Annotated in this window: 24 protein-coding genes; 20 read left to right on the top strand and 4 right to left on the bottom strand. The window is 64.5% G+C overall.

Going from position 1 to position 21,004, the window contains the following annotated elements; genetic code table 11:
• Positions 1-94 precede the first annotated feature (94 nt).
• The 7 genes from AC07M8_RS05835 to AC07M8_RS05805 all read left to right on the top strand — a co-directional run bounded on the left by AC07M8_RS05835 (position 95) and on the right by AC07M8_RS05805 (position 7,568).
• Entirely contained in the window at positions 95-829 is a 735-nt protein-coding gene (locus AC07M8_RS05835) for an SDR family NAD(P)-dependent oxidoreductase (protein ID WP_495173435.1), read from the top strand.
• 52 nt (positions 830-881) lie between these two features.
• Positions 882-1,481: an NADPH-dependent F420 reductase gene (locus AC07M8_RS05830; protein WP_495173434.1), complete on the top strand. Its 600-nt coding sequence runs from the start codon at positions 882-884 to the stop codon at positions 1,479-1,481.
• 64 nt (positions 1,482-1,545) lie between these two features.
• Positions 1,546-2,178, top strand: coding sequence for a class I SAM-dependent methyltransferase (locus tag AC07M8_RS05825; protein WP_495173433.1), 633 nt, complete (start codon positions 1,546-1,548; stop codon positions 2,176-2,178).
• A 332-nt stretch (positions 2,179-2,510) separates the two neighbouring features.
• Positions 2,511-3,338 (top strand): alpha/beta fold hydrolase, encoded by an 828-nt coding sequence (locus AC07M8_RS05820; RefSeq protein WP_495173432.1) that lies wholly within the window; start codon positions 2,511-2,513, stop codon positions 3,336-3,338.
• Positions 3,339-3,340: 2 nt separating this feature from the next.
• A complete protein-coding gene (locus tag AC07M8_RS05815) occupies positions 3,341-4,516 on the top strand; it encodes a sensor histidine kinase (protein ID WP_495173431.1) in 1,176 nt (391 codons plus the stop codon).
• A 125-nt stretch (positions 4,517-4,641) separates the two neighbouring features.
• Positions 4,642-5,412 (top strand): sensor histidine kinase, encoded by a 771-nt coding sequence (locus AC07M8_RS05810; RefSeq protein ID WP_495173430.1) that lies wholly within the window; start codon positions 4,642-4,644, stop codon positions 5,410-5,412.
• A 443-nt stretch (positions 5,413-5,855) separates the two neighbouring features.
• Complete coding sequence (locus AC07M8_RS05805) at positions 5,856-7,568, top strand: sensor histidine kinase (protein WP_495173429.1); 1,713 nt, start codon at positions 5,856-5,858, stop codon at positions 7,566-7,568.
• Here AC07M8_RS05805 and AC07M8_RS05800 read toward each other — a convergent pair.
• From AC07M8_RS05800 to AC07M8_RS05790, 3 genes are all read right to left on the bottom strand, one after another.
• Positions 7,475-7,843, bottom strand: a complete 369-nt coding sequence (locus tag AC07M8_RS05800; protein ID WP_495173428.1) for a response regulator transcription factor — start codon at positions 7,841-7,843, stop codon at positions 7,475-7,477. The two genes, AC07M8_RS05805 and AC07M8_RS05800, sit on opposite strands and share 94 nt — an antisense overlap.
• 44 nt (positions 7,844-7,887) lie before the next feature.
• Positions 7,888-8,520: a response regulator transcription factor gene (locus AC07M8_RS05795; protein ID WP_495173427.1), complete on the bottom strand. Its 633-nt coding sequence runs from the start codon at positions 8,518-8,520 to the stop codon at positions 7,888-7,890.
• Between the two features lie 234 nt (positions 8,521-8,754).
• On the bottom strand, positions 8,755-10,224 hold the full coding sequence (locus tag AC07M8_RS05790) for a cyclic nucleotide-binding domain-containing protein (protein ID WP_495173426.1): 1,470 nt from the start codon (positions 10,222-10,224) through the stop codon (positions 8,755-8,757).
• Between the two features lie 315 nt (positions 10,225-10,539).
• Here AC07M8_RS05790 and AC07M8_RS05785 point away from each other — a divergent pair, with 315 nt between their 5' ends.
• The 3 genes from AC07M8_RS05785 (at position 10,540) to AC07M8_RS05775 (ending at position 12,455) form a co-directional block, all read left to right on the top strand.
• Entirely contained in the window at positions 10,540-11,139 is a 600-nt protein-coding gene (locus AC07M8_RS05785; protein ID WP_495173425.1) for a M17 family peptidase N-terminal domain-containing protein, read from the top strand.
• Positions 11,136-11,777 (top strand): response regulator, encoded by a 642-nt coding sequence (locus AC07M8_RS05780; RefSeq protein ID WP_495173424.1) that lies wholly within the window; start codon positions 11,136-11,138, stop codon positions 11,775-11,777. The genes AC07M8_RS05785 and AC07M8_RS05780 overlap by 4 nt, the downstream gene beginning before the upstream one ends.
• Positions 11,778-11,906: 129 nt before the next feature.
• The gene (locus tag AC07M8_RS05775) at positions 11,907-12,455 is read left to right on the top strand and encodes a helix-turn-helix domain-containing protein (protein WP_495173423.1); all 549 of its coding nucleotides are present in this window, start codon (positions 11,907-11,909) and stop codon (positions 12,453-12,455) included.
• Positions 12,456-12,487: 32 nt separating this feature from the next.
• On the opposite strand, the gene AC07M8_RS05770 is transcribed toward AC07M8_RS05775, so the two are convergent.
• Complete coding sequence (locus tag AC07M8_RS05770) at positions 12,488-12,649, bottom strand: hypothetical protein (protein WP_495173422.1); 162 nt, start codon at positions 12,647-12,649, stop codon at positions 12,488-12,490.
• Between the two features lie 210 nt (positions 12,650-12,859).
• Between AC07M8_RS05770 and AC07M8_RS05765 the strand changes: the two genes are divergently transcribed.
• From AC07M8_RS05765 to AC07M8_RS05720, 10 genes are all read left to right on the top strand, one after another.
• Positions 12,860-13,174 (top strand): hypothetical protein, encoded by a 315-nt coding sequence (locus tag AC07M8_RS05765; protein WP_495173421.1) that lies wholly within the window; start codon positions 12,860-12,862, stop codon positions 13,172-13,174.
• A gap of 108 nt (positions 13,175-13,282) precedes the next feature.
• A complete protein-coding gene (locus AC07M8_RS05760) occupies positions 13,283-13,468 on the top strand; it encodes a hypothetical protein (protein ID WP_495173420.1) in 186 nt (61 codons plus the stop codon).
• Positions 13,465-14,127 (top strand): hydrolase, encoded by a 663-nt coding sequence (locus AC07M8_RS05755; RefSeq protein WP_495173419.1) that lies wholly within the window; start codon positions 13,465-13,467, stop codon positions 14,125-14,127. The genes AC07M8_RS05760 and AC07M8_RS05755 overlap by 4 nt, the downstream gene beginning before the upstream one ends.
• A gap of 165 nt (positions 14,128-14,292) precedes the next feature.
• The gene (locus AC07M8_RS05750) at positions 14,293-15,135 is read left to right on the top strand and encodes an alpha/beta fold hydrolase (RefSeq protein WP_495173776.1); all 843 of its coding nucleotides are present in this window, start codon (positions 14,293-14,295) and stop codon (positions 15,133-15,135) included.
• A gap of 26 nt (positions 15,136-15,161) precedes the next feature.
• On the top strand, positions 15,162-15,428 hold the full coding sequence (locus AC07M8_RS05745; protein ID WP_495173775.1) for a XapX domain-containing protein: 267 nt from the start codon (positions 15,162-15,164) through the stop codon (positions 15,426-15,428).
• A 95-nt stretch (positions 15,429-15,523) separates the two neighbouring features.
• Positions 15,524-17,368 carry an amidohydrolase gene (locus AC07M8_RS05740; RefSeq protein WP_495173418.1) on the top strand — a complete coding sequence of 615 codons (1,845 nt, stop codon included), beginning with the start codon at positions 15,524-15,526 and terminating at the stop codon, positions 17,366-17,368.
• Positions 17,369-17,391: 23 nt separating this feature from the next.
• Positions 17,392-18,309 (top strand): glyoxalase, encoded by a 918-nt coding sequence (locus AC07M8_RS05735; RefSeq protein ID WP_495173417.1) that lies wholly within the window; start codon positions 17,392-17,394, stop codon positions 18,307-18,309.
• Between the two features lie 5 nt (positions 18,310-18,314).
• Positions 18,315-18,746 (top strand): DoxX family protein, encoded by a 432-nt coding sequence (locus AC07M8_RS05730; protein ID WP_495173416.1) that lies wholly within the window; start codon positions 18,315-18,317, stop codon positions 18,744-18,746.
• 28 nt (positions 18,747-18,774) lie between these two features.
• The gene (locus AC07M8_RS05725; protein WP_495173415.1) at positions 18,775-20,130 is read left to right on the top strand and encodes an alginate export family protein; all 1,356 of its coding nucleotides are present in this window, start codon (positions 18,775-18,777) and stop codon (positions 20,128-20,130) included.
• Between the two features lie 11 nt (positions 20,131-20,141).
• Complete coding sequence (locus AC07M8_RS05720; RefSeq protein ID WP_495173414.1) at positions 20,142-20,852, top strand: YoaK family protein; 711 nt, start codon at positions 20,142-20,144, stop codon at positions 20,850-20,852.
• The last annotated feature ends 152 nt before the right edge of the window (positions 20,853-21,004 follow it).

Raw genomic sequence — 21,004 nt, 5'->3', positions numbered from 1 at the left:
TGCGCTCTCCATGCCCGACCGGGCGGCGCCTATCTCGATCGTGTCGGGGGCAAGCCCCGCAACGGTCGACGGCGCAAGCCGGGAAGGATAGGACATGGGAAAGCTAGACGGTAAGGTCGCGGTCATCACCGGCGGCGCGACCGGCATCGGCCTTGCGGCCGCCAAACGCTTCATCGAGGAAGGCGCTGTCGTCTTCCTCTTCGGCCGCCGCCAGAACGCGCTCGACGCCGCAGTGGCGGGGCTTGGTCCCCACGCCCGTGCCGTAGCGGGTTCGGTCTCGGTCGAGGCCGATCTCGACCGGCTCGACGCGACGGTAACGGCCGAGCGCGGCACGCTCGACGTGGTCTTCGCCAATGCCGGAACCGGCGGTCCGCTCAAGCTCGGCGAAATTACCGCCGAACACATCGACCAAACCTTCGACACCAATGTGAAAGGGACGATCTTCACCGTCCAGAAGGCGTTGCCGCTGATGCGCGCGGGCGGTTCGATCATCCTGACCGGATCGAGCGCCGGCACCACGGGCGCGCCGGGGTTCACCGCCTATAGCGCGAGCAAGGCGGCGGTGCGCGATCTGGCACGAACCTGGGCCGAGGACCTGAAGGGCAGCGGCATCCGGGTCAACGTGCTGTCGCCCGGGCCGACCGCCACCGAACTCGCGAAGGCCGCACTCGGCGAGGAGGGCCAGAAGGCTTATGGCATGATGACTCCGTTCCAGCGCATGGCCGATCCGGCCGAGCTCGGCGCCGCGGCGGCCTTTCTGGCCTCGTCGGACAGCAGCTTCATGACCGCCAGCGAACTCGCCGTTGACGGCGGCCTCGCGCAGATCTGACGCGCAATGCCCTGGGCACTCGCGTCACCACCGCACATCACAGGATATTTCTATGACCTATGCCATCATCGGCTTCGGCAAGATCGGCCAGGCGCTGGCCAAGGCGTTCGCCCGCAACGGCATCGCCGTATCGGTCGCCACCACGCGTGACCCGGAGAGCTTCGCCGCCGACGCCGCGGCGATCGGCCCCGAAATTACCGCCACCACGCTGGCGAAGGCGGTCGAGGCGGATGTCCTGTTCCTCGCTGTCCGGTTCGAGGCGCATGCGGATGTCGCGCAGGCGCAGCCCGATTGGCGGGGCAAGACGATCGTCGATGTGACCAACGCCTATGGCGTGCCGATCGAGCAGCTCGGCGATCTGTCATCCGCCGAGGTCGTCGCGCGAGCCTTTGCCGGCGGCCGGCTGGTCAAGGGCTTCAACCATCTGGGTGCCGGGGTGCTTGGACAGGATCCCGCCGTGCACGGTGGCAGAAGGGTCGTGTTTCTGGCGAGCGACGATGCCGTGGCGGCAACCCAGATCGGCGCCCTTGCCGAGCAGCTCGGTTTTGCCGCCGTCATGCTCGGCAAGCTCGGCGAAGGCGGGTTGCTGGTCCAGGCGCGGGGGAATGACTGGGGCCAGTTGATCTTCAAGGACTTGATCACCTTTGACTGATCGGACATTTTTGAGCGATCGCCTCGCCATGCCCGCGCGCATGCCTGTCGCAACGGAGGTCTCGATGTACGACGACGCTACAACCGCCGACTTGATCCGTTTTGCCCAAGTCGAATCAGATGCCACCGTCATCGACATCTGGCCGGGTGAGGGAGACTGGACTCGCCTGTTCTCCGAACGGGTAGGACCGGCGGGACAAGTCTTCAGTTTCGTGCCGGCCGAGATCATGGCGATCAAGGACGATGCGGTCGACGTCGTGCGCGCGCTCGCACGGGAACCTGGCCGCGACAATGTCGATTGCGTGTCGGCGGACCTCGTGGCCATGCCGGAGGTCACCCAGCCTGCCGACGTCGTGTGGATTCACCTGTTCTATCACGATCTTCACACCAAGCTCATCCAGGCCAAGGGCGCGACGGCGGATGCCTTCAATTGCGTCGTCTTCGAGCGGCTGAAACCAGGCGGGCGCTACGTCATCATCGATCACGCGGCAACTGCCGGTTCGGGCACGACCGACACCCAGGCGCTGCACCGGATCGACCCGGCGTTCGCGCGCGCGGAGGTGGAAGCGGCCGGCTTCGTGCTGGACGCGCAATGCGACGTGCTGGCGAACACCGATGATCCGCATGCGGTTAAGGTGTTCGACCCGTCGATCAAGGGCCATACTGATCGGTTCGCCTATCGGTTCGTCAAACCCTGAGCGCCTTCTTTATCGCAAGCGATCCGGCGGTGATGGTGCGACGATCTGCGCCTGGTGAAGATAACCCGCTGGCCGCGCAGGGCCGGCGGAAGGGTTCGCTTGCATCGCACAAGAGACATGCCCCACCGTCGACGGTCATCGACGTCGGTCTACTTCCCCGGGACCGGACGATCATCCGGGGCAAACACCCTGCCGGTTTCGCCATCGATCGCCCATGCGGAGAGACCATGATCATCGATCCGCTTACCTGTTAGGGTTGCCGCAAACACCCCATTGGGGGCGAGCCTCACCCGCGGGGGGATGGTAGGTAAAAAGCGGGTTGAGGCGGGGAGATGCGTATGCCTGTGTTCACGGTTCGGGATGGCACGCGCTTATACTACAAGGACTGGGGCAGCGGACCGCCGGTGGTGTTCGCACATGGCTGGCCGCTCAACTCGGACATGTGGGAGAACCAGATGATGTTTCTGGCCTCTCATGGTCATCGGGTGATCGCGCATGATCGCCGTGGGTTCGGAAGATCCGATCAGCCGTGGGACGGGTACGATCACGACAGCTTCTCCGATGACCTGGCGGAGCTGATCAATCACCTGGATCTTCGGGACGCGACGTTGGTCGGGTACGCGATGGGCGGTGGCGAGGTCACGCGCTACGTCGGCCGGCACGGGTCGGGGCGCGTCTCGCGGGTCGTCTTGATCGGATCAACGACCCCCAAGCTTGGCCAAAGCGAGGACTATCCTTACGGCGTGCCGCAAGGCGTGTTCGACGGTGTACGCAGCGGCCTGCTGGAAGATCGATCGGAATTCATGCGCAGCTTCGCGCGTCTCTTCTTCGGGACTGATCGCGACGATGCGGAGGTCTCCGAGGGAAGCTTGGCGCACGTGCATCACATGGCGCTGCAGGGCTCGCTCAAGGCGGCGCACGACGCGGTGACCGCCTGCGCGACGACGGATTATCGAGACGACATCGCCGGCTTCGACGTGCCCGTCCTCGTCATTCATGGCGAAAACGACGCCTTCGTCCCCTTCACCGCGACCGCGCGTCAGGCCGCGGAATTGTTTCCCGACGCGACGTTGCGGATCTACGAGGGCGCGCCGCACGGTGTCCTTTTCACGCACAAGGATCGGCTGAACCGAGATCTTCTGGAATTCATCACCGCTTGATCATGCCGGACGTCGATCATCGGTCTTCGCTGAGGACGCTCGAGGCGATGGAACTGGCGCTCGCGCGCCTCGACGCCACCGACGCCGAGCCTCAGCTGCGCGCGCTTTCGGCGACGGGGCTTTCCCCGGCAAGGCGCTCGGAACTCCTGCGCAAGATGCTTGGCGCGGTAAGGCTCACATGGGCCAACGCGCGGGCAGCCGATTTGCTGAGCGTGGGTGAGAACGATCTCCCCCTCTGCGTCGCCGCGATCTGGCCGTTCGCGGCCGCCGACATCCTCGCGACGGCACTGGGAGAGGAAGCCGGCGAGCGGACCCATGCTCGCGCCGAACTATTGTTGCGCGACATCATGGGAGCGGAGCTGCACGTCATCTGCACCAGTTGGCGCAATCCCGACGCCGCGTCCGGCGTCGTGGAGATCGGGCTTACGAACATAGGCCCACAGGTAAAAGCCCTGGAGGCGCTCAGGCGGGCGCAGACTCAGATGGCCCATGCCGATCGTCTGTCGACACTTGGCGTGATGACGGCGACGGTCGCCCATGAGGTTCGGCAGCCGCTCGCGGCCATCGTCACCTCATCCGAGGCAGCGATCCGGTGGTTGCGGCGCCCCGAGCCTGAGCTCGAACAGGTTGGCCTGTGCCTTGCCACCATTGCCGATGGAGCACGTCAGGCTAACGACACGGTCGCTCGGCTTCATGCGATGTCGTCGAGCCGCGCCCCTTTGCGGCAAAGTACGCAGTTGCGCGCGCTGATCTTAGAGACGGTCGCGTTCGTTCGCCAGGAACTCGCCACGCGACAGACGACGCTCAAGCTGGACCTGCCCGACGATCTGCCGTCAGTCCATGTCGACCCTGTCCAGATCAGGCAGGTCCTGGTGAACCTTGTGATCAATGCCGCTCAAGCGATGGCCGATGCGCAGTGCTGGAGCCGTGCCCTCAAGATACGCGTCCGGCCCGAGGGAACCCATCTCGTCGTGGACGTGGAGGACAGTGGGCCAGGCATCCCAGAGGCTGATCGCGAACGGCTGTTCGACGGGTTCTTCACCACAAAGCAGAACGGCCTGGGTCTTGGGCTGCGGATCTGCAGAGCGATCATAGAGGCCCATCACGGCACGCTTGATCACCTATCCAAGGGACCTCGCGGCTCGATCTTCCGCTTCAGCCTTTTGGCGGAGGCCTGAGCAGGACAGCGGACATACCTTCGTATGGTGCCGCTACTGCCATCGGTTGAAGCGGCTGACCCGCCGTTCGGTAGCCGCCCGGCCGGTTTTGGGTGAGATTGGCCTCCGAACTGATGAGGTCGGCCATGCAGCAATCTTCCAACACTTATTCCGTTGCTTCCGGCCCGACGCTGTCGCCTCCGCCCTGCGGAAACGAGGCGCGCGTCATCCCCGAACGTCGGATCGCGTGCCTGGAGGCGACGCTGAAGCGCCGCACCATCGAAATGACAGCCGCGGGCCACGATCTCAAGCAGCCTCTCCAGACGATTTCGAGCGTGATCGAACGGCTGAGCCCTTACTGCCAATCGGAAACCGACATCTTCTGGCTTGCGGCGGCACGCGGTGAAGCTGCGCGACTGGCCAGCGGTCTTACGCGCCTCGCGCTGGCGGCGCAGGACGTGCAGCTCGTCCGCAAGACCGACTTCACGCTCGCAGCGATGTTTGATGAGTTGGAGGCGGCTTGGGCGGCTGCCGCCATGGCGAAGGGGCTTACCCTGCGCATCGTCCGCCACTCGGGCTTGATCCACAGTGATCGCGCGATGCTGTTCACGATCCTGACCAACCTGATTGGCAATGCCATCAAGCACGTCCCGGCCGGCGCCATCGTCGTAGGATGCAGAAGGACGGGTGACCAGTTGGCGATCGACGTCATGGACAACGGGCCTGGCTTCGACGCGTCCCTGCGCGAGCGCATGTTTCGCCCCTTCGTGCAGGAAAGCTCCGGCTCCGGCGGGCTCGGCCTTGGCCTCTGGCTTGTCGAGCAGTCGGCGCGCACCCTTGGACATGCTCTGGAGGTCGTGTCCGCCCCCAACCAAGGAGCAAGGTTTCGCGTGATCGTGCCACTTTCCCACCTGTAGCCTTTCGGGACGCCGGTCGCCGCCCGACGGCACTCCGCTTACGAGCGATCACGACCGCCAGCTACACGCGGAGCCATTTGATGGATGGTGACTGAGGCCATGACCTGGCCAAGGCGCTGCTGCACGGCGCCCCCCCCGCCGGATATCCTCTGCGATGCCGCACTTGCCCGTTTCGGCCAGGCAGGGCTGGAAGAATCCACCTATCCCGTCGGCCACTATTGCTTCGTGTCGATGACGCTAAACGGGTTTGCGGTGCCGATTCCTCTGCCTGAGAAAATCGGGGTAGGCGCCAGGCAGGCAGGTCGTACTGGAGCGGTCAGCATGCGCCGCCCCGTAGCAGGTGAACATGGTGCAGGGCTGTACGGCGAAGGACCCAATCCGGGCATCAACACAGACCCTTTCGGGGCTAACTCCCGGACCGGTGAACGATTATCCCTGCTGGCATGGCCGCACACCCCGATCCGAACAGCGATCGCGCCTCCCTGGTGGCGGGCTCGCATGATCGGACGGGTTCGACGTCGGCAGCAAGGCAGAACCTGCGTCATGGCGTCGGCGCCGCCATGGCAGCGGCCATCTTCTGCCTGGATTCATTTGCTCACGCCGACCTCGCCGTCGCCTGTCTCTATGCGCTCGTTCTGCTCGTCGCGATCGGCGGCGGGCATGTCGTGCCACGCCGCACGATGCTACGTTGGGCATCGATCTGTGTAGCCCTGACGATTGCCGGCTACTTCATCTACACCACGCAAGGTGCTGGGCCTGCGGCAGGCATCAATGCCGTTATCGCCCTCGTCCTGATCATCATGACCACCATGCGGCTGTTTCGCGCGCAGGCTGCAGACAGGCTGATCGCCAATGGCGAACACCGCTATCGCCAAGTATTCGATACCCTGGCAATCGCAATCTGGGAGCATGACTTCACCCCGGTGGCGTCGGCGATCGCCAAGCTCCGTGAGGAGGGCGTGACGGACCTCAGGACGTTCGTCGCCAGTCACCCCGAATTTGTGATCGAAGCTCGGCGGATGGTGCGCATCACTGACGTCAATGCGACGGCTCTGGAGATGATGGGGGTGCCCTCGAAAGACGCGTTCTTCTCGCATCTGAGCGGCTTTCTCCCCGAAACAGAGGCGAGCTTCGCGGATTGCATCATCGCGATCGACGAGCGCCGCCAGCTCTTCCAGACAGAAACGCATGTCACGCCCCAAGATGGCGGGAGGATCGAGATCCTTGTCACGTTCAGCCTCGGGCTGGACGCAGACCTGAGCCGCGTTCCCGGCAGCATTCTGGATGTCACCCGGCGCAAGCGTCTGGAAGCCCAGATTGCCCGCACGCGCGACGAACTTACCAGCGCTCAGCGGACCAGCGCCATGGGGGCGATGTCAGCCGCACTGGCGCATGAGATCAACCAGCCGCTCTCGGCGATCCAAAGCTATTCGGACGCGGCAATTCGGTGGCTGTCGCGGCCGGCACCGGACATCGGCGAGGCGAAGGACGCGCTGGAAGGGCTCGGCAAGGCGGTCGATTATGCCCGAGAGGTGATGCGTCGGGTGAGGAGCCTCATCGGCAGCACGTCGACCGAAAGGCTTGCCGTGGATCTTGGTGCACTGCTCAGCGACACCGCCGCGGTGCTGGAGCGAGACGCAGCAGCCTATGACGCCCGTATCCGGGTCAGCCTTCCGCCGTCGGCGGTTTGGGTGTCGGGAGATCGGATCCTGCTCAAGCAGGTGCTCGTCAACCTCGTGACAAACGGCCTCCAGGCCATGAGCGAGACTGCCCCCGAGCGTCGCCTGGTCGACTTGATAGTCACGCAGTGCGACGATGAAGTCGCCTTGTGGGTCATCGATCACGGACACGGCTGGAATGACATCGACCGCGCCAATGCGTTCCAAAACTTCTACACGACGAAAGCCGATGGGATGGGCCTAGGCCTATCGATTTGCCGCACCATCATGGACCGGCACGACGGCACGATCACGCTCGAACACGCGCCTGACGGCGGAGCAGCGGTAAAGATCACCCTGCCCCCGATCGTGCGCACAACGGAGATCCGGGCGCAGGCCGGCGGTCACGTCCGGCTGGCGAGTGCCGCCTCGATCGCGTCAACCAGCAGGTCGGCACGCAAGGGCTTTTCCAGCAGAGCGGTCACGCCGAGTTCCTGAGCGGTCGTTGCCACATATTCGTCGGCATAGGCGGTCATGAGCACGAGAGGGGGTGATCCGGACGCCGAGGCAAGAACAGCAGCCAGTTGCAGGCCGGACATGTCCGGCATCTGGATATCGCTGCAGATGCAGTCCACGCCGCCGAACCCATGATCGACGAGCGCCACGGCGCTGGAAAAGCTGGTGCAGCTATACCCTATCGAACGCAGCAGGCTCGACGTAGCGGAGCGCACCGATTCCTCGTCATCGACGACGGCTATGACTTTGGGCTCCATCCGAGAGGTCAATAGCCGCCGGGGCAGCCCAGCGCGACTATACGCTAGTTGGGGGGGGCGGCAGGCATGATCGCCAGCGTGTCCGCCAGTCTAACGAGTTCGGGCAGTCGCCGAACACCCATCTTCTTCATCAGACTGGATCGATGAAGCTTGACCGTGATCTCCGCGATGCCGAGCTCGCCGGCCACCTGCTTGTTGAGCAGCCCCCGAACGACGCCGGCCATCACCTCGCGTTCACGCGGCGTCAGCAGTTCGTAGCGCTCGCGGGCGGCGGCTACGCCGTTACCCTTGGCACGCATCGACCTCCAGCGCTCCAGCGCGACGTTTACCGCGTCCAGCATGTCCTGATCACGAAACGGCTTGGGCAGGAAGTCGACCGCCCCGGCCTTCATCGCACGGACGCCCATCGGAATATCGCCATGACCCGTCATGAAGATGATCGGCACCTCGAGCGAACGCGCCGCCATTGCAGCCTGGAACTCGAAGCCGCCGATCTCGGGCATTCGGATATCGGAGATGACGCATGCGGCATTCGCCAGTGAGCCGCTGGCGAACGCTTCACGGGCGCTGGAGAATAGTTCTGTTTTCAGACCCACCGAACGCAACAGGCTGTCCAGCGAGGTTCGAACGAGTGGATCGTCATCCATCACAAGGATCAGGGCAGTCTGATCGGACACGGTCGCACCCTCAATCTTCTGAATTCGAAACGGCTAATCGGGAACGGACGATACAAGCCTCGCGCCCTCGGCGATCTTAGCTGGACGGGCCGGTCGCTCACAACCGGACCATCCAAATGGTGTCTACCGATGCCCTGTCGCACTGCCAAGGACGGAACGCGGATCTGATGCAGCTCCGGTTCCCTCCTGCGCATCGGGCGCACGCCGGTGGGCCACGCTGCCGGCGAGCCGCTATCAAGCGACTGCGTTGTCCGACGACGGCGGATGAACCGCCGGCCCGAAGCGGCGTCGCAGCAGCTCGAGAAAGCTGGGCAGGTGTTCGTCAGCCGCCGCTGCCTCCGACCGTCTCGCGTCCAGCAGGGCAACGTGATCCGACACCGAGGTTTCGAGGGCAATACCAAGATCCTCATCATCATGTATCGCGTCGAGCAGGTGTTCGCGGGCGAGCAGGTAAACGATCAGGGGCGTCACGGCTCGTGCGGTATAGGGTCGAGTCGATCCCGCGAGCAGCCCGATGTCGCCGATCACCTCGCCCGGGCCGGCTCGACGCAGGACCCGCGATGGTAGATCCGCGGACGTATCTGTGACCTCCACCACGCCCGACCCGATGATGATGAGGTGGTCCGCCACCCCTCCTTGTTCAAACAGCAGATCATCGGCACGAAGGCGGCGACAGTCCAGCCGCGCGGCCAGCTGCGCCTGTTGCTCGGGTGACAGCCGAGCAAACAAAGCCATCTCCGCGATCACCGCACCACGGCCGGTACGCGCCGCTTCCCCCGTCCTCAGCATGCCGGACAGCGACGCGTAGCGAAGCTGCCGCTGAGCGTGCATCAGCAGGTCGGTGCGGGCACGCGCCACCGCCAGCGAGTCCGCCACGAAAAAGTCGATCGCGAACGTCGAGGTGAGGGCGCCAAGCCTGACCATGCTGATCAGAGGCAAAGGCTCCTCAACAATGCCCGGGCACAGCATCGCGGCCCGCCTCAGCAATTCCAGCACGGCCTCGGATTGCAGCGGCGCAGGGCATGTCACCATCACCTTGGCCGACCGCCGCCGACCGGGCACACTGCGGTTGAGGATCTGCGCCTTGGCGATGACGCTGTTCGGGATGATTGCCACATCCTCGCCATCGGTCTGCACCCGCACCGAGCGCCAGTTGATCTCGATCACCACGCCCTCGATGCCATCAGCAAGCGTGATCCGATCTCCAGCGCCGAACGGACGTTCGATGCCGACCGCAATCCCCGAAAAGACATCGGACAGCGTATTCTGGAGCGCGAGGCCAATCACCACCGCCACGACTCCCGAGGTGGCCACCAGCCCACCCACCGGCAGCAGCAGGACAAAGCTCAGGACCACGAGGAATGTTGCCAGGTAGATCACGCCGGACACCAGATCCCCGGTGATACGCGCCTCCCTGGATAGGGTGTCACGCTCCAGGATCCGCCGCACGACGGTGGCGGCCAGCCGGGCGGCGAACAGCCACCAAAGCAGGGCTGCCGTCCGCAACCAATGCCCGTCAGGGCCCATCGGTACGTCGCCGCCCGTCATCAGTGGCGACACGCCCGCGGCGGCGAGCGGCAGGCTCAGCAAACAGAGGCCGACGACCTGACCCACAAGGCGTGATCGCGGCCCGCGGGACCTGGCCGCGAGCCAGATAAGAAGCATGGCGAGCAGCAACAGCGCCGGTAGGAAGAATGCCTTCACGCGATGTCCCCTCCCGTCACCTGGTCACGTCTCCACCAGTCGCGTGGTGTCGCATCCACATTACCTCGCCCCTTCCAAGCTCGGGTAAGGCGTCAACAGCTTCTGAGGCACCTACAGCGCAACCGGTCCTGCTTCTTGTTCAGGACGCGCGCGTTCCGCGCTGTGCGTTGATCATCAACAGCGGCGCGCAAGCTCGCCTCGAGGACTCGCTACGGATCGTCCAAGACTTGTCGGTTCCGTCCACGACCATGTGGGAAAAGCCTGACAGGGCCGCCGGCGGCAGCGGTTCACAACGCGTTACGCTCGGGAGGATTGATGCAGCAGGCAGTTGGTGGCGTTCAACGGCAAGCGATTGGCACCTGGCAGGATGTGGTGATCGACGTCATCCGGGCCGGTGCAGTAGAAGCGCCAGTAGAGCTAGCCGTCGCGGGCATGTTCACCCACGAGGCAGCCCGAGCTCTTCCTGTGGGCGGTCTGCACGAGTTGGATGAGGCATTGTCCGGAGCTCTGATGAGGCTGAGGGCTGACGGTATCTTCAGCGGCAGGATCGGCGAAACGATCGCGCTTGCCATGCCTCGCCCCCCTATCAAGGCAGACACCGTGCTGATCGTCGGACTCGGCGATCCCGATACATGGCAGCCGTCCGTGATGACCGGTGCAGTCCGCCTAGTCGTCAAGGAGGCGGCGCGTCGCGAGGTCTCAACGGTGGCGTTCGCTCCCAGCCTGCTCGATAGCGGCCTCCACGCCGCGAACCTCGTCGGCACGCCCCGGGCATTGATGCTGGGCCTGAGACAAGGGCTGACGGAGGAGGCACCAAAGCTGCTCAGAGGCTGGTCCTTCTGTTCCGGCATCGATGGATTTGTGTCGCTGGCCAGCGCTTTCCATCTAGCGTTTGACGAAATTAGCGACGCATGAAGACAACCATGGTCGACGTTCCCCTCATCAGAATTCTGATTGTCGATGATCATCCTGCGCTGCGCGATGGATTGCGCGCGATGCTGGGTGGCTGGCCGGGGCTGACCGTCGTCGCGGAAGCCACCACGGGCGAAGAAGCTGTCGCGGCCTACCGCGAGCATGGCCCCGACGTGGTTCTGATGGACCTGCAGATGCCTGGGATGGGCGGCGTGGCAGCAATCACAGCGATCCGCGCGGAGTGGCCGGGCGCCCGCATCGTCGTGTTCACGACCTACTTTGGTGACGCGCAAGCACTGCGCGCACTGCGAGCCGGTGCGTCAGGCTATCTTCTCAAGAGCAGCCTGCGCCAAGAGCTCCTCGCAACGATCCGCTCGGTCTTCGCCGGCGGCAAGCACATCGATGCAACCGTGGCCTCCACCATCGCCATCCACGCCATTGAGGATGCACTGACGGAGCGTGAGATCGCCACCTTGTCCTTGGCCGCGGTCGGCAAATCGAACCGGGAGATCGGCCGGCACCTCGGGCTGTCTGAGGAGACGGTAAAAGGCCATATGAAGGCCATCTTCTCCAAGCTTTCTGCCGCCGATCGCACCCATGCGGTGACGATTGCCGCGCGGCGCGGGATCATCGAACTCTGATCATGCAAGCTATGCCTTCGTATGCGGTCGCCGCGCCCTACGCATACGTGACTTGACCGCTCGTTCGGTACCGCAGCCTTCCAGCATCCTGCACACATCGGCAGCCGTTTTACGAACAGGAAGCCGATCATGCTGCATCAGAACCTCCTCGCTGATCCTAATCCTGCCCCGCCCCTGCTGGCCGAACTGGTCGCGGGCGCGCAGCGATCTCTTGATCGTGATCCCCGACTGGCGCGCGCCTATCTCGACCGGATCGTCACGCTACTGGGCACGCCAGCCGCGTCAGCGCCTGCCGTCCTGCCGGCGCTTCCAACCGATGCGGCGGAACGCCTGCCCAAGGGCGGGTTGACGCCATGGCAGCTCGCGCGCGTCCAGCGCTACGTCGAGGAGCGGCTGGACAGCACCATCCTGGTGGAGACGCTAGCCGGGGTAGCCAAGCTCAGCCCCGGGCATTTCTGCCGGGCGTTCAAGGGCTCGGTTGGCGAGACACCACACGCGTTTCTTGTTCGTCAGCGCATCAGGCGTGCGCAGGCGCTGATGCTCGAGACGACCGACACCCTCAGTCACATCGCCTATGCCTGCGGATTGACCGATCAAGCTCATCTCACTCGCTTGTTCCGTCGTCTCGTCGGCGACACGCCGCTGGCGTGGCGCCGTCGCCACCAGCGTGCTGCATGACACGAACGTGGCGGACATGGCCGCGGGCCGCGTCAGCCACCAAGGTCTGCGACTGGCGAACCGTGCGCCTGGCGGCACTCGATGTCAGTCGAAATGGGGTGCCGCCGGGGATCACTCGCCGGAAAGCTCTCTTCCTCGGCCTCGTCGATAAGGTCATCGAGATGCTCGGCTTCATCCTGGGGATCGCAGTACATCGGTTCGGCCTCCTGCCGCTGCCTTGTCGCTCGCCGGAGGATGAGAGTCTTGCATGGCCTGGTCGCGACTTGGACCTTTGCGACTGATCGCCGCCGATCCCGCGGTCAGCGCGGCGGCCATCGAGATCGCGCCGGGCCCGCCAGCGAACCGGGTCAGCGGACGTCGTAGCTTGAAGCCTATCTCACATTGTTCTGCAGGAGCTGTCTCATATGCTCGACGCCACTACCCCTCCGCAACTCAGCGACCGCGAGTGGTCGGTCGTCGCCGCCGCCCTCGAGGACGCCAGCAGGTGCGGCTGCACGGCATCCACTCGTCAGGCGATGGGCCTGATCGAGAAGCTGGCGGCGGCGTTGTTTGCCAGACGCCGGAGCGAGGCGCTGACCGATCCGCGCTTGTTGGCCGTCAGTGAGTTCGTGTGCCACGCCAACCGCCAGCGCGAGCCGTCGCCGGAACTGGCTGCAGCGCTTGTCAAACACGGTTTCAGTCCGCGCCAGATCGACGCCTTGGCGATGCTCTCGCTCTAACTCGCTACCCACACCGGCGTGACGGAACGTGGCCGACGCCAAGCGACGCGCCGACACGCGCGACATGGTCGCCGCCGGGTTCAGCTGAACGACCCATCGATCGCAGACATGCCGTTCCGCAATTCCGGCGGCGATCTATTGCGCAGCAACGTACCGGTTGCGTCAGGTTCGTCCAAGATCGCCGCGGCCGAGCATCGTAGCAACATCCCACGCCAAGTCAGCGTGTTCGGTCCGATCGGCACAGCCGCGAGCCTGAGCAGCCTGGCGACGGATTTCATCGGGAGACCAACATGACCATCACCGCAACCGCGACGGCCGGCACATCGCTGCTGTCGCCCACCGATCACACGCTCATCCTGATCGACTTCCAGTCGCAGATGGCTTTTGCGACCAAGTCGATCTCGGCCGAACTGCTGCGCAACAATGCGGCGCTGATCAGCCGCGCGGCGAAATCCTTCAACGTTCCGACCATCCTCACCACCGTGGCCGAGACGAGCTTCTCGGGCCCGATGTTCGATGAGATCGTCGAGGCTTTCGAGCACCAGCCGATGCTCGACCGCACGTCCATGAACACCTGGGAGGACGTCGCGGTGATCGAAGAGGTCAACCGCATCGGCAAGGAGCGGATCGTGTTTGCCGGACTGTGGACCGGCGTATGCATCGTCGGGCCGGTTGCTTCGGCGATCGACCAGGGCTTCGACTGCTACTTCATCGCCGATACGTGCGGCGACATCTCGACCGAAGCGCACGAGCGCGCAGTGCAGCGGATGATCCAGCTCGGCGCCAAGCCGATGACCGCCCTTCAGTATCTGCTCGAGCTGCAGCGCGACTGGGCCCGAACCGAAACCTATGACTCGACCACGGGAATCGCGAAGAAGTGGGGCGGTGCCTACGGCCTGGGTATCAATTACGCCAAGTCCATGTTCGGCGCATCCGAAGGCGGCCACGCCTGATCCTGTCAGTCGCAGCAAGAGGACGGCAGCGCCATGTCAGACCTGACCACCGAAATCTCACGCCGGGCAGTCGTCGTCGCATCGCTTGGTGCGGCCACGATGACGTTGCTGCCGGCCGTTGCCCTTGCCCAATCCAACCCCAACCGATCGAACGGAGCAGAAAACATGAGCAGCGGATTCGTAACGACCAAGGATGGCACCGACATCTTCTTCAAGGACTGGGGTCCCAAGGATGCGCAGCCCATCGTGTTTCACCATGGCTGGCCATTGTCATCGGACGATTGGGATGGCCAGATGCTGTTCTTCCTCCACAACGGTTATCGGGTCGTAGCGCATGACCGGCGCGGTCATGGTCGCTCGGCGCAGGTCAGCACGGGTCATGACATGGACCATTATGCGTCCGATGCCTCGGCCGTGGCCGAGCACCTCGACCTCAAAAACGCCGTCCATGTCGGACACTCGACCGGCGGGGGCGAAGTGGCCCGCTACGTGGCAAAATACGGTCAGCCTCAAGGGCGCGTCGCCAAGGTCGTGCTGGTGAGTTCCGTGCCGCCGTACATGATCCGCAACGCCGGCAACCCCGATGGCGTGCCTATCGAGGTGCTCGATGGCATTCGTGCCGGCGTTGCGGGCAATCGGGCGCAGCTGTTCCGCGACTTCCCGTCCGGCCCGTTCTATGGCTTCAATCGCCCCGGCGCGAAGGTCAGCCAAGGGCTGATCGACAACTTCTGGCGTCAGGGCATGATGGGCAGCGCCCAGGCGCACTATGACGGCATCAAGGCCTTTTCCGAAACCGACCAAACCGACGATCTGAAGGCGATCACCGTGCCGACGCTCGTGATGCAGGGGGACGACGACCAGGTCGTTCCGTACAACAACGCGGCGTTGAAGCAAGCCAAGCTGCTGCAGAAGCCCACCCTCAAGATCTATGAGGGGTTCAGCCACGGCATGCTCGGCGTCAACGCAGACGTCATCAATCCCGACCTGCTCGCCTTCGTGCGCGCCTAAGCCGCGATCACATCGGGAAGCTCATGATGAAGCCCTATGTTCTTTCGTTGGGCGCCGGCCTGATCGTCGGCATCGTCTACAGCCTCCTTGGCGTGAAATCACCGGCACCGCCGGTGATCGCGCTGGTTGGCCTGTTCGGCATCCTGATCGGCGAGCAATTGGTGCCGATCGCGAGGCGCATCGGCGGCGGGCAGTCGGCCACAGCCGCCGTGCGCACGACCTGCGCCGAGCCGATCCTCGGCCGCTTACCCGGCGATACGTCGGCCACTGCATCCCGCACGAACGCAGCATGACGCCGGCCCGGCGGGCGGCCCTGACCGGCGTCGCGGCGTCGGCCGCGGCGTCCGCCTTCGCTGGCCCGCTGTTCGCCGCCACAAGGAAAACACCTATGACCGACCTCATCCTCGTCAATGCGAAGGTGACAACCCTCGACCGCGAGAATCCGACAGCCGAGGCGGTCGCGATCCGGGATGGAAAGTTTCTCGCCGTCGGCAGCGAGCAGGACGTCCGCGCGGCTGCATCCCAGGCGGAGGTGATAGACGCCAGGGGCCGCCGGATCATCCCGGGGCTGATCGACAGCCACATGCACATCATCCGTGGTGGGCTGAACTACAACATGGAGTTGCGCTGGGACGGGGTGCCGAGCCTCGCCGACGCGATGTCGATGCTGAAGCGCCAGGTGGACAAGACGCCCGCACCGCAGTGGGTGCGAGTGGTCGGCGGCTTCACCGAACATCAGTTTGTCGAAAAGCGTTTGCCCACGATCGCTGAACTGAACGCGGCCGCCCCGGACACGCCCGTCTTCATCCTCCATCTCTACGATCGAGCCCTGCTCAATGCCGCGGCGCTGCGTGTGGTCGGCTACACCAAGGATACGCCGAACCCGCCCGGTGGCGAGATCGTCCGCGATGCGGCCGGCAATCCGACAGGGCTGCTGCTGGCGCAACCGAACGCGACCATCCTCTATGCGACGCTCGCCAAGGGGCCGACGCTGCCGGCGGAATACCAGCTCAACTCGACCCGCCACTTCATGCGCGAGATGAACTCGCTCGGTGTGACAGGTGTGATCGACGCCGGTGGCGGCTTTCAGAATTACCCCGACGACTATGACATTATCGAGACGCTTCATGCCGATGGTCAGCTGACTCTGCGGATCAGCTACAACCTGTTCACGCAGAAGCCCAAGGAGGAGCTTGCCGACTTCCAAGGCTGGGTGAGCCAGGTGACGCCAGGGCAGGGCGACGACACCTATCGCCACAACGGCGCCGGCGAGATGCTGGTCTATTCGGCAGCGGACTTCGAGGATTTCCGGGTCGAGCGCCCGGACATGCCGGCCAGCATGGAAGGCGATCTGGAGCCCGTCATCCGTCTGCTCGCAGAGCACAAATGGCCCTGGCGCATGCATGCAACCTACGACCAGACGATCGGCCGTGCGCTCGACGTCTACGAGAAGGTCGCCAAGGACATTCCCTTCAACGGGATCAACTGGTTCTTCGATCATGCGGAGACGATTAGCGACCGCAACATCGACCGCATCGCCGCGCTGGGCGGCGGCATCGCGGTGCAGCACCGCATGGCCTATCAAGGCGAGTATTTCGTCGAACGCTATGGCGAGAAGGCGGCCGAGCGCACCCCGCCGATCGCCAGAATGCTTGCCGCCGGCCTGCATGTAGGCGCCGGCACCGATGCGACGCGGGTGGCCAGCTACAATCCCTGGGTATCGCTCAATTGGCTCGTTACCGGAAAGACCGTCGGCGGGCTCGGCCTCTACCCCGGCGCGAACCGCGTCAGCCGCGAGAAGGCGCTTGCAATGTGGACCCACGAGAACACCTGGTTCTCCAGCGAAGTCGGCAAGAAGGGACAGATCAAGGCAGGGCAGCTTGCCGATCTCGCGATATTGTCGGCGGACTTTTTCGCCGTGCCTGAGAGCGACATTCCGCATCTCCGTTCCGTTTTGACGATCCTCGGCGGCAAGGTGGTTTTCGGCGAGGGGGACTATGGCTCGCTGTCGCCGGCGCTACCCCGCCCGATGCCCGACTGGTCGCCGGTCGCCACCTTCGGCGGCTATCACCGCACCCCGGAAGCGTCAGCCAAACTGGCGAACGCCTGCGGCTGCGCCAGCGCATGTTCCGTGCATGGCCACGATCATGCCGCCGCACTGGCGCGCGCGGTGCCAGCAGCAGACGCTCAAAGCTTCTGGGGCTCGTTCGGCTGCGGTTGCTGGGCGGTCTGATCCTACTCTCGCGGAGACAGTTGATGAATCGCTTCACGATCCTCGCCGCCATCGTCCTGGCGGGCGCGGCAGCCACCGGGCCGGCGACGGCTCGACATGGGCCCGCGACGGCAGTCACGGGACCCGAGTCCGATTACTCGGTCGGCCCGCAGTATGATACGACCCACGTCTACGTCGCGCCCGAGGATTTCGACCGCTTGGTGGCCAGTCTGACGGCGACCCTTGGCGGCACCAGTACCAAGAAGGGTGCCTTTCAGGTCACCCCGACGACGAGCAAGACGTTCTCGCAGCTGGTGCTGACGCAGGCCGGATCGGTGTCCGTCTTCGGCTTCACCACCCCGATCCCCTTCCCGTTCGGCGGCGAGCGCAACGGGTATCTCGTCACCGATATTGATGCAGCCGTGGCGTCCGCGGTGACGCACGGCGCCATTCGGCTGATCACCACGTTCCCCGATCCCATTGGCCGGGACGCCGTCGTGCAGTGGCCGGGCGGCGTCAGCATGCAGATCTACTGGCACACCGCCAAGCCTAACTACCCTGCGCTGGCGACCGTACCTGAAAACCGGGTCTACCTGACAGCGGATGCAGCCGACGCTTTCGTCAAGAGCTGGACCGGCTTTGCGCATGGTCGGATCGTATCCGACGACAAGGCTGCCGACGGGGCCGAAATCGGGCAATCCGGGAAGACCTATCGGCGGATTCGCCTATCGTCAGGCTATGGCCAGACCGCCGTCATGGTGTCCGACAACCAGCTGCCCTGGCCCTACGGTCGCGACCTGACCGGCTACGAGGTCGCCAGCCTCAAGGATGCGCTGGCAAAGGGCCGCGCGGCAGGCGTGGAGACGCTGGTCGAACCGCACGCCGAGCGCGATCGCGAGTCCGCCATCGTGCGCTTTCCCGGTGGCTATATTGCCGAGATCCACGCGCCGGTGACGCGTTGACCGACATGGCCGCCAAGGATCCGCGTTTCGTCGATGCCATTCTCGACTGGCGCTGGACGAGCTTTGTCGCTCGCCTGGCGATGGTGGGGGCGTATCTCGTCGGGGCGTTCGTGAAACTCGCCGACTGGCCGGCCGCGGTGGCTGAGCAGGCGCACTTCGGCATGCCTCATCCAGCGGCCTGGGCGGCGGTGGTGATCACCGTCGAGCTCGCGGGGCCGCTGATGATCCTCAGTGGCCGGATGATCTGGTTGGGTGCCGGCATGCTCGGCGTGTTCACCTTCTTCGCCGCGATCCGGGTGAATGCCTTCTGGATCATGCCATCGGGTCAGGACCGCTTTATGGCGACCAACGCCTTCTTCGAGCATCTGGGCCTTATCGGCGGGTTCATCCTCGCAGCGCTCGTGGCGGAGCATGCCGCCCGCCAGGCCCGTGCGTAGACGAACGACCTTCCTCAGCATCCTCCTGATGTCAGCGCCCACTCGCCTGTGGGCTCAGGCTACTGAAGCGTGGGAGCCGCCTACCCTGACGCTGACGCGCTATGATGAGGATTGGTCGAATTTCGCAGATCCGGCGGACCGTACCGGCCACTGGACGGAGCCATTCAAATACATCCCGCTGGGAGACGACGCGTTCGTCACCACGGGAACCGAGATCCGGCTGCGCGATGAAAGCTATCGCCATAATCAATGGGAGAGCGGTGCGGTCGCCGACGACGGCTATCTCTGGGCGCGCCTCGTACCCCATGCGGATCTGCACGTCGGGCGCGTCCGAGCGTTCGTGCAGCCGATCTTGGCCTATGCGATCGGGGTCGCTCCTGCGGCAGGCCCGGTCGATCAGACGCGGGTCGATCTCCTGCAGGGCTTCGTCGACTATCGCTTCGGCGACGCGAAAACCGGAGACATGGATGGAACAGGCGCAACGCTGCGCGTGGGCCGGCAGATGATCTCCCTCGGATCCGAGCGGTTGATCGGCACCCGCTACGGTCCCAACGTGCCGCTTGCGTTTGACGGTGTGCGCGGTCTGTTGTCGCTGGGAGGTGCAACGCTCAGCCTGATCTCGGTCAGGCCGGTCGTGCCGGGGCTGAAGATCCTCGACGACCGCAGTTCGCCGTCAAAGCGTCTTTGGAGCGCCTATGCCAGCCTGCGCGGGCTCGATCTCTACTATATCGGCTACCGTAACGACCACGCCAGCTTCGGGTCGGTGACCGGTCGCGAGATACGCCATAGCATCGGCGCACGCACCCATGGCACTGCCGGGGTCTGGCACTGGAATGCAGAGGGCGTCGCCCAGTTCGGCCGCTTTGCAGGAAACAGAATCGTTGCATGGACGGTGGGCGCCGAAGGCGGCAAGCGCTTCCCTGACCTCCCGCTCCACCCCGACGCATTGCTACGGTTCAACGTGGCCAGCGGCGACAAGCGTGCTGGGGACGGTCAACTAAACACCTTCAATGCCCTTTTTCCCAAGGGCAAGTATTTCGGTGAACTGTCGCCCATCGGTCCCTACAACATCGTGAGCGCCAACCCGAGAGTTGCGATCACGCTGTCTAGCGAGATTTCTGCCAGCCTCGCAGCAATGGCGTACTGGCGATATTCCCGTGCTGACGGCGTTTACGATGTTCCCGGCAACCTCGTACGCGCGCCGGGAGGATCGTCGAGACGGTTCATAGGCAAGGAAGCCGAGGCGACGCTGGCGTGGCAGGCCACCGCCGAACTCGAGCTCTCGACTTCCTTTTCCGCGTTTGCGCCTGGCGCTTTCATCCACGACACCGGTTCGGCGAAGACCATCACCATGGTCGGCTTTGAATCCAACTTCAGGTTCTGAAGGAACTTGCCATGTCTTCACCAGCGACGTCTACACCATCGGGCCCGCCCCTGCCGTGGCTGCTGTTGCTGCTTTCCGTCACCACCGGCCTGGTCGACGCGACCAGCGTGCTGGGTCTTGGCAAGGTGTTCACCGCCAACATGACCGGCAACATCGTGTTCCTCGGGTTCGCCGTCGCGGGGACGCCGGGGTTCTCCATGGGTCCGTCGCTCGTCGCCTTGGCGACCTTCATGCTCGGCGCGCTGGTTGCCGGTCGCGTCAGTCGTGCACGTTCGGCGGGCAGCTTGCGTGATTGGCTGCTGACTGCCGCGATCGTAGAGGCCGCCCTGCTCTGGAGCGCTGCGGCGATCGCGATCGGATTTGATGTTTCCGCCCAATTGCCTGGGTGGAAGGTTTTCGCGGTCATCGCGCTCACCGCCGTGGCGATGGGTTTCCGTAACGCGACCATCCGCCAACTCAAGGTTCCCGATCTCACGACGACGGTGCTCACCCTGACGCTGACCGGGGTAGCAGCGGACTCTTCGCTCGCCGGCGGGAGCAATCCGAACTGGTCGAGACGTGCCGGCAGCATCTTCGCGATATTCCTCGGCGCGGTTGCTGGTGCACTGCTCGTGAACGCGACGGGCCTGGTGATCCCGCTCGGGCTGGCGGGCGCGCTTGTCCTTTTTGGTACCTTGGCGTGCGCCATCCACCCGGCATCATCGCAGCCGCTAAACGGCTGACCGCAGCTGTTCCGAGCATCTGCCCACGTTCCCAGCCGCCGGCGGGACCAACGCGCTGGAATGTGACGCGGCCGCGGTTCCACCACCCCTGTGGAACCTTCTTGCCACATCTAATTCGCAGGCAGCGCCCTATCGGCCGCTCGTCAGTTCAT

This window comes from Sphingomonas sp. GW821-FHT09E03, assembly GCF_059416225.1.
This window is presented reverse-complemented; position numbering and strand designations above follow the sequence as displayed.

What these genes read in the sequence shown, in the direction of transcription:
- AC07M8_RS05750 (WP_495173776.1), top strand. Translation starts at nt 14,293, where the DNA reads ATGAGCAGCGGATTCGTAACGACCAAGGATGGCACCGACATCTTCTTC.
- AC07M8_RS05810 (WP_495173430.1), top strand. Translation starts at nt 4,642, where the DNA reads ATGCAGCAATCTTCCAACACTTATTCCGTTGCTTCCGGCCCGACGCTG.
- AC07M8_RS05730 (WP_495173416.1), top strand. Translation starts at nt 18,315, where the DNA reads ATGGCCGCCAAGGATCCGCGTTTCGTCGATGCCATTCTCGACTGGCGC.
- AC07M8_RS05780 (WP_495173424.1), top strand. Translation starts at nt 11,136, where the DNA reads ATGAAGACAACCATGGTCGACGTTCCCCTCATCAGAATTCTGATTGTC.
- AC07M8_RS05725 (WP_495173415.1), top strand. Translation starts at nt 18,775, where the DNA reads ATGTCAGCGCCCACTCGCCTGTGGGCTCAGGCTACTGAAGCGTGGGAG.
- AC07M8_RS05740 (WP_495173418.1), top strand. Translation starts at nt 15,524, where the DNA reads ATGACCGACCTCATCCTCGTCAATGCGAAGGTGACAACCCTCGACCGC.
- AC07M8_RS05800 (WP_495173428.1), bottom strand. Translation starts at nt 7,843, where the DNA reads ATGGAGCCCAAAGTCATAGCCGTCGTCGATGACGAGGAATCGGTGCGC.
- AC07M8_RS05830 (WP_495173434.1), top strand. Translation starts at nt 882, where the DNA reads ATGACCTATGCCATCATCGGCTTCGGCAAGATCGGCCAGGCGCTGGCC.
- AC07M8_RS05785 (WP_495173425.1), top strand. Translation starts at nt 10,540, where the DNA reads ATGCAGCAGGCAGTTGGTGGCGTTCAACGGCAAGCGATTGGCACCTGG.
- AC07M8_RS05760 (WP_495173420.1), top strand. Translation starts at nt 13,283, where the DNA reads ATGCCGTTCCGCAATTCCGGCGGCGATCTATTGCGCAGCAACGTACCG.
- AC07M8_RS05755 (WP_495173419.1), top strand. Translation starts at nt 13,465, where the DNA reads ATGACCATCACCGCAACCGCGACGGCCGGCACATCGCTGCTGTCGCCC.
- AC07M8_RS05765 (WP_495173421.1), top strand. Translation starts at nt 12,860, where the DNA reads ATGCTCGACGCCACTACCCCTCCGCAACTCAGCGACCGCGAGTGGTCG.
- AC07M8_RS05770 (WP_495173422.1), bottom strand. Translation starts at nt 12,649, where the DNA reads ATGTACTGCGATCCCCAGGATGAAGCCGAGCATCTCGATGACCTTATC.
- AC07M8_RS05775 (WP_495173423.1), top strand. Translation starts at nt 11,907, where the DNA reads ATGCTGCATCAGAACCTCCTCGCTGATCCTAATCCTGCCCCGCCCCTG.
- AC07M8_RS05805 (WP_495173429.1), top strand. Translation starts at nt 5,856, where the DNA reads ATGGCCGCACACCCCGATCCGAACAGCGATCGCGCCTCCCTGGTGGCG.
- AC07M8_RS05745 (WP_495173775.1), top strand. Translation starts at nt 15,162, where the DNA reads ATGAAGCCCTATGTTCTTTCGTTGGGCGCCGGCCTGATCGTCGGCATC.
- AC07M8_RS05825 (WP_495173433.1), top strand. Translation starts at nt 1,546, where the DNA reads ATGTACGACGACGCTACAACCGCCGACTTGATCCGTTTTGCCCAAGTC.
- AC07M8_RS05835 (WP_495173435.1), top strand. Translation starts at nt 95, where the DNA reads ATGGGAAAGCTAGACGGTAAGGTCGCGGTCATCACCGGCGGCGCGACC.
- AC07M8_RS05815 (WP_495173431.1), top strand. Translation starts at nt 3,341, where the DNA reads ATGCCGGACGTCGATCATCGGTCTTCGCTGAGGACGCTCGAGGCGATG.
- AC07M8_RS05735 (WP_495173417.1), top strand. Translation starts at nt 17,392, where the DNA reads ATGAATCGCTTCACGATCCTCGCCGCCATCGTCCTGGCGGGCGCGGCA.
- AC07M8_RS05820 (WP_495173432.1), top strand. Translation starts at nt 2,511, where the DNA reads ATGCGTATGCCTGTGTTCACGGTTCGGGATGGCACGCGCTTATACTAC.
- AC07M8_RS05720 (WP_495173414.1), top strand. Translation starts at nt 20,142, where the DNA reads ATGTCTTCACCAGCGACGTCTACACCATCGGGCCCGCCCCTGCCGTGG.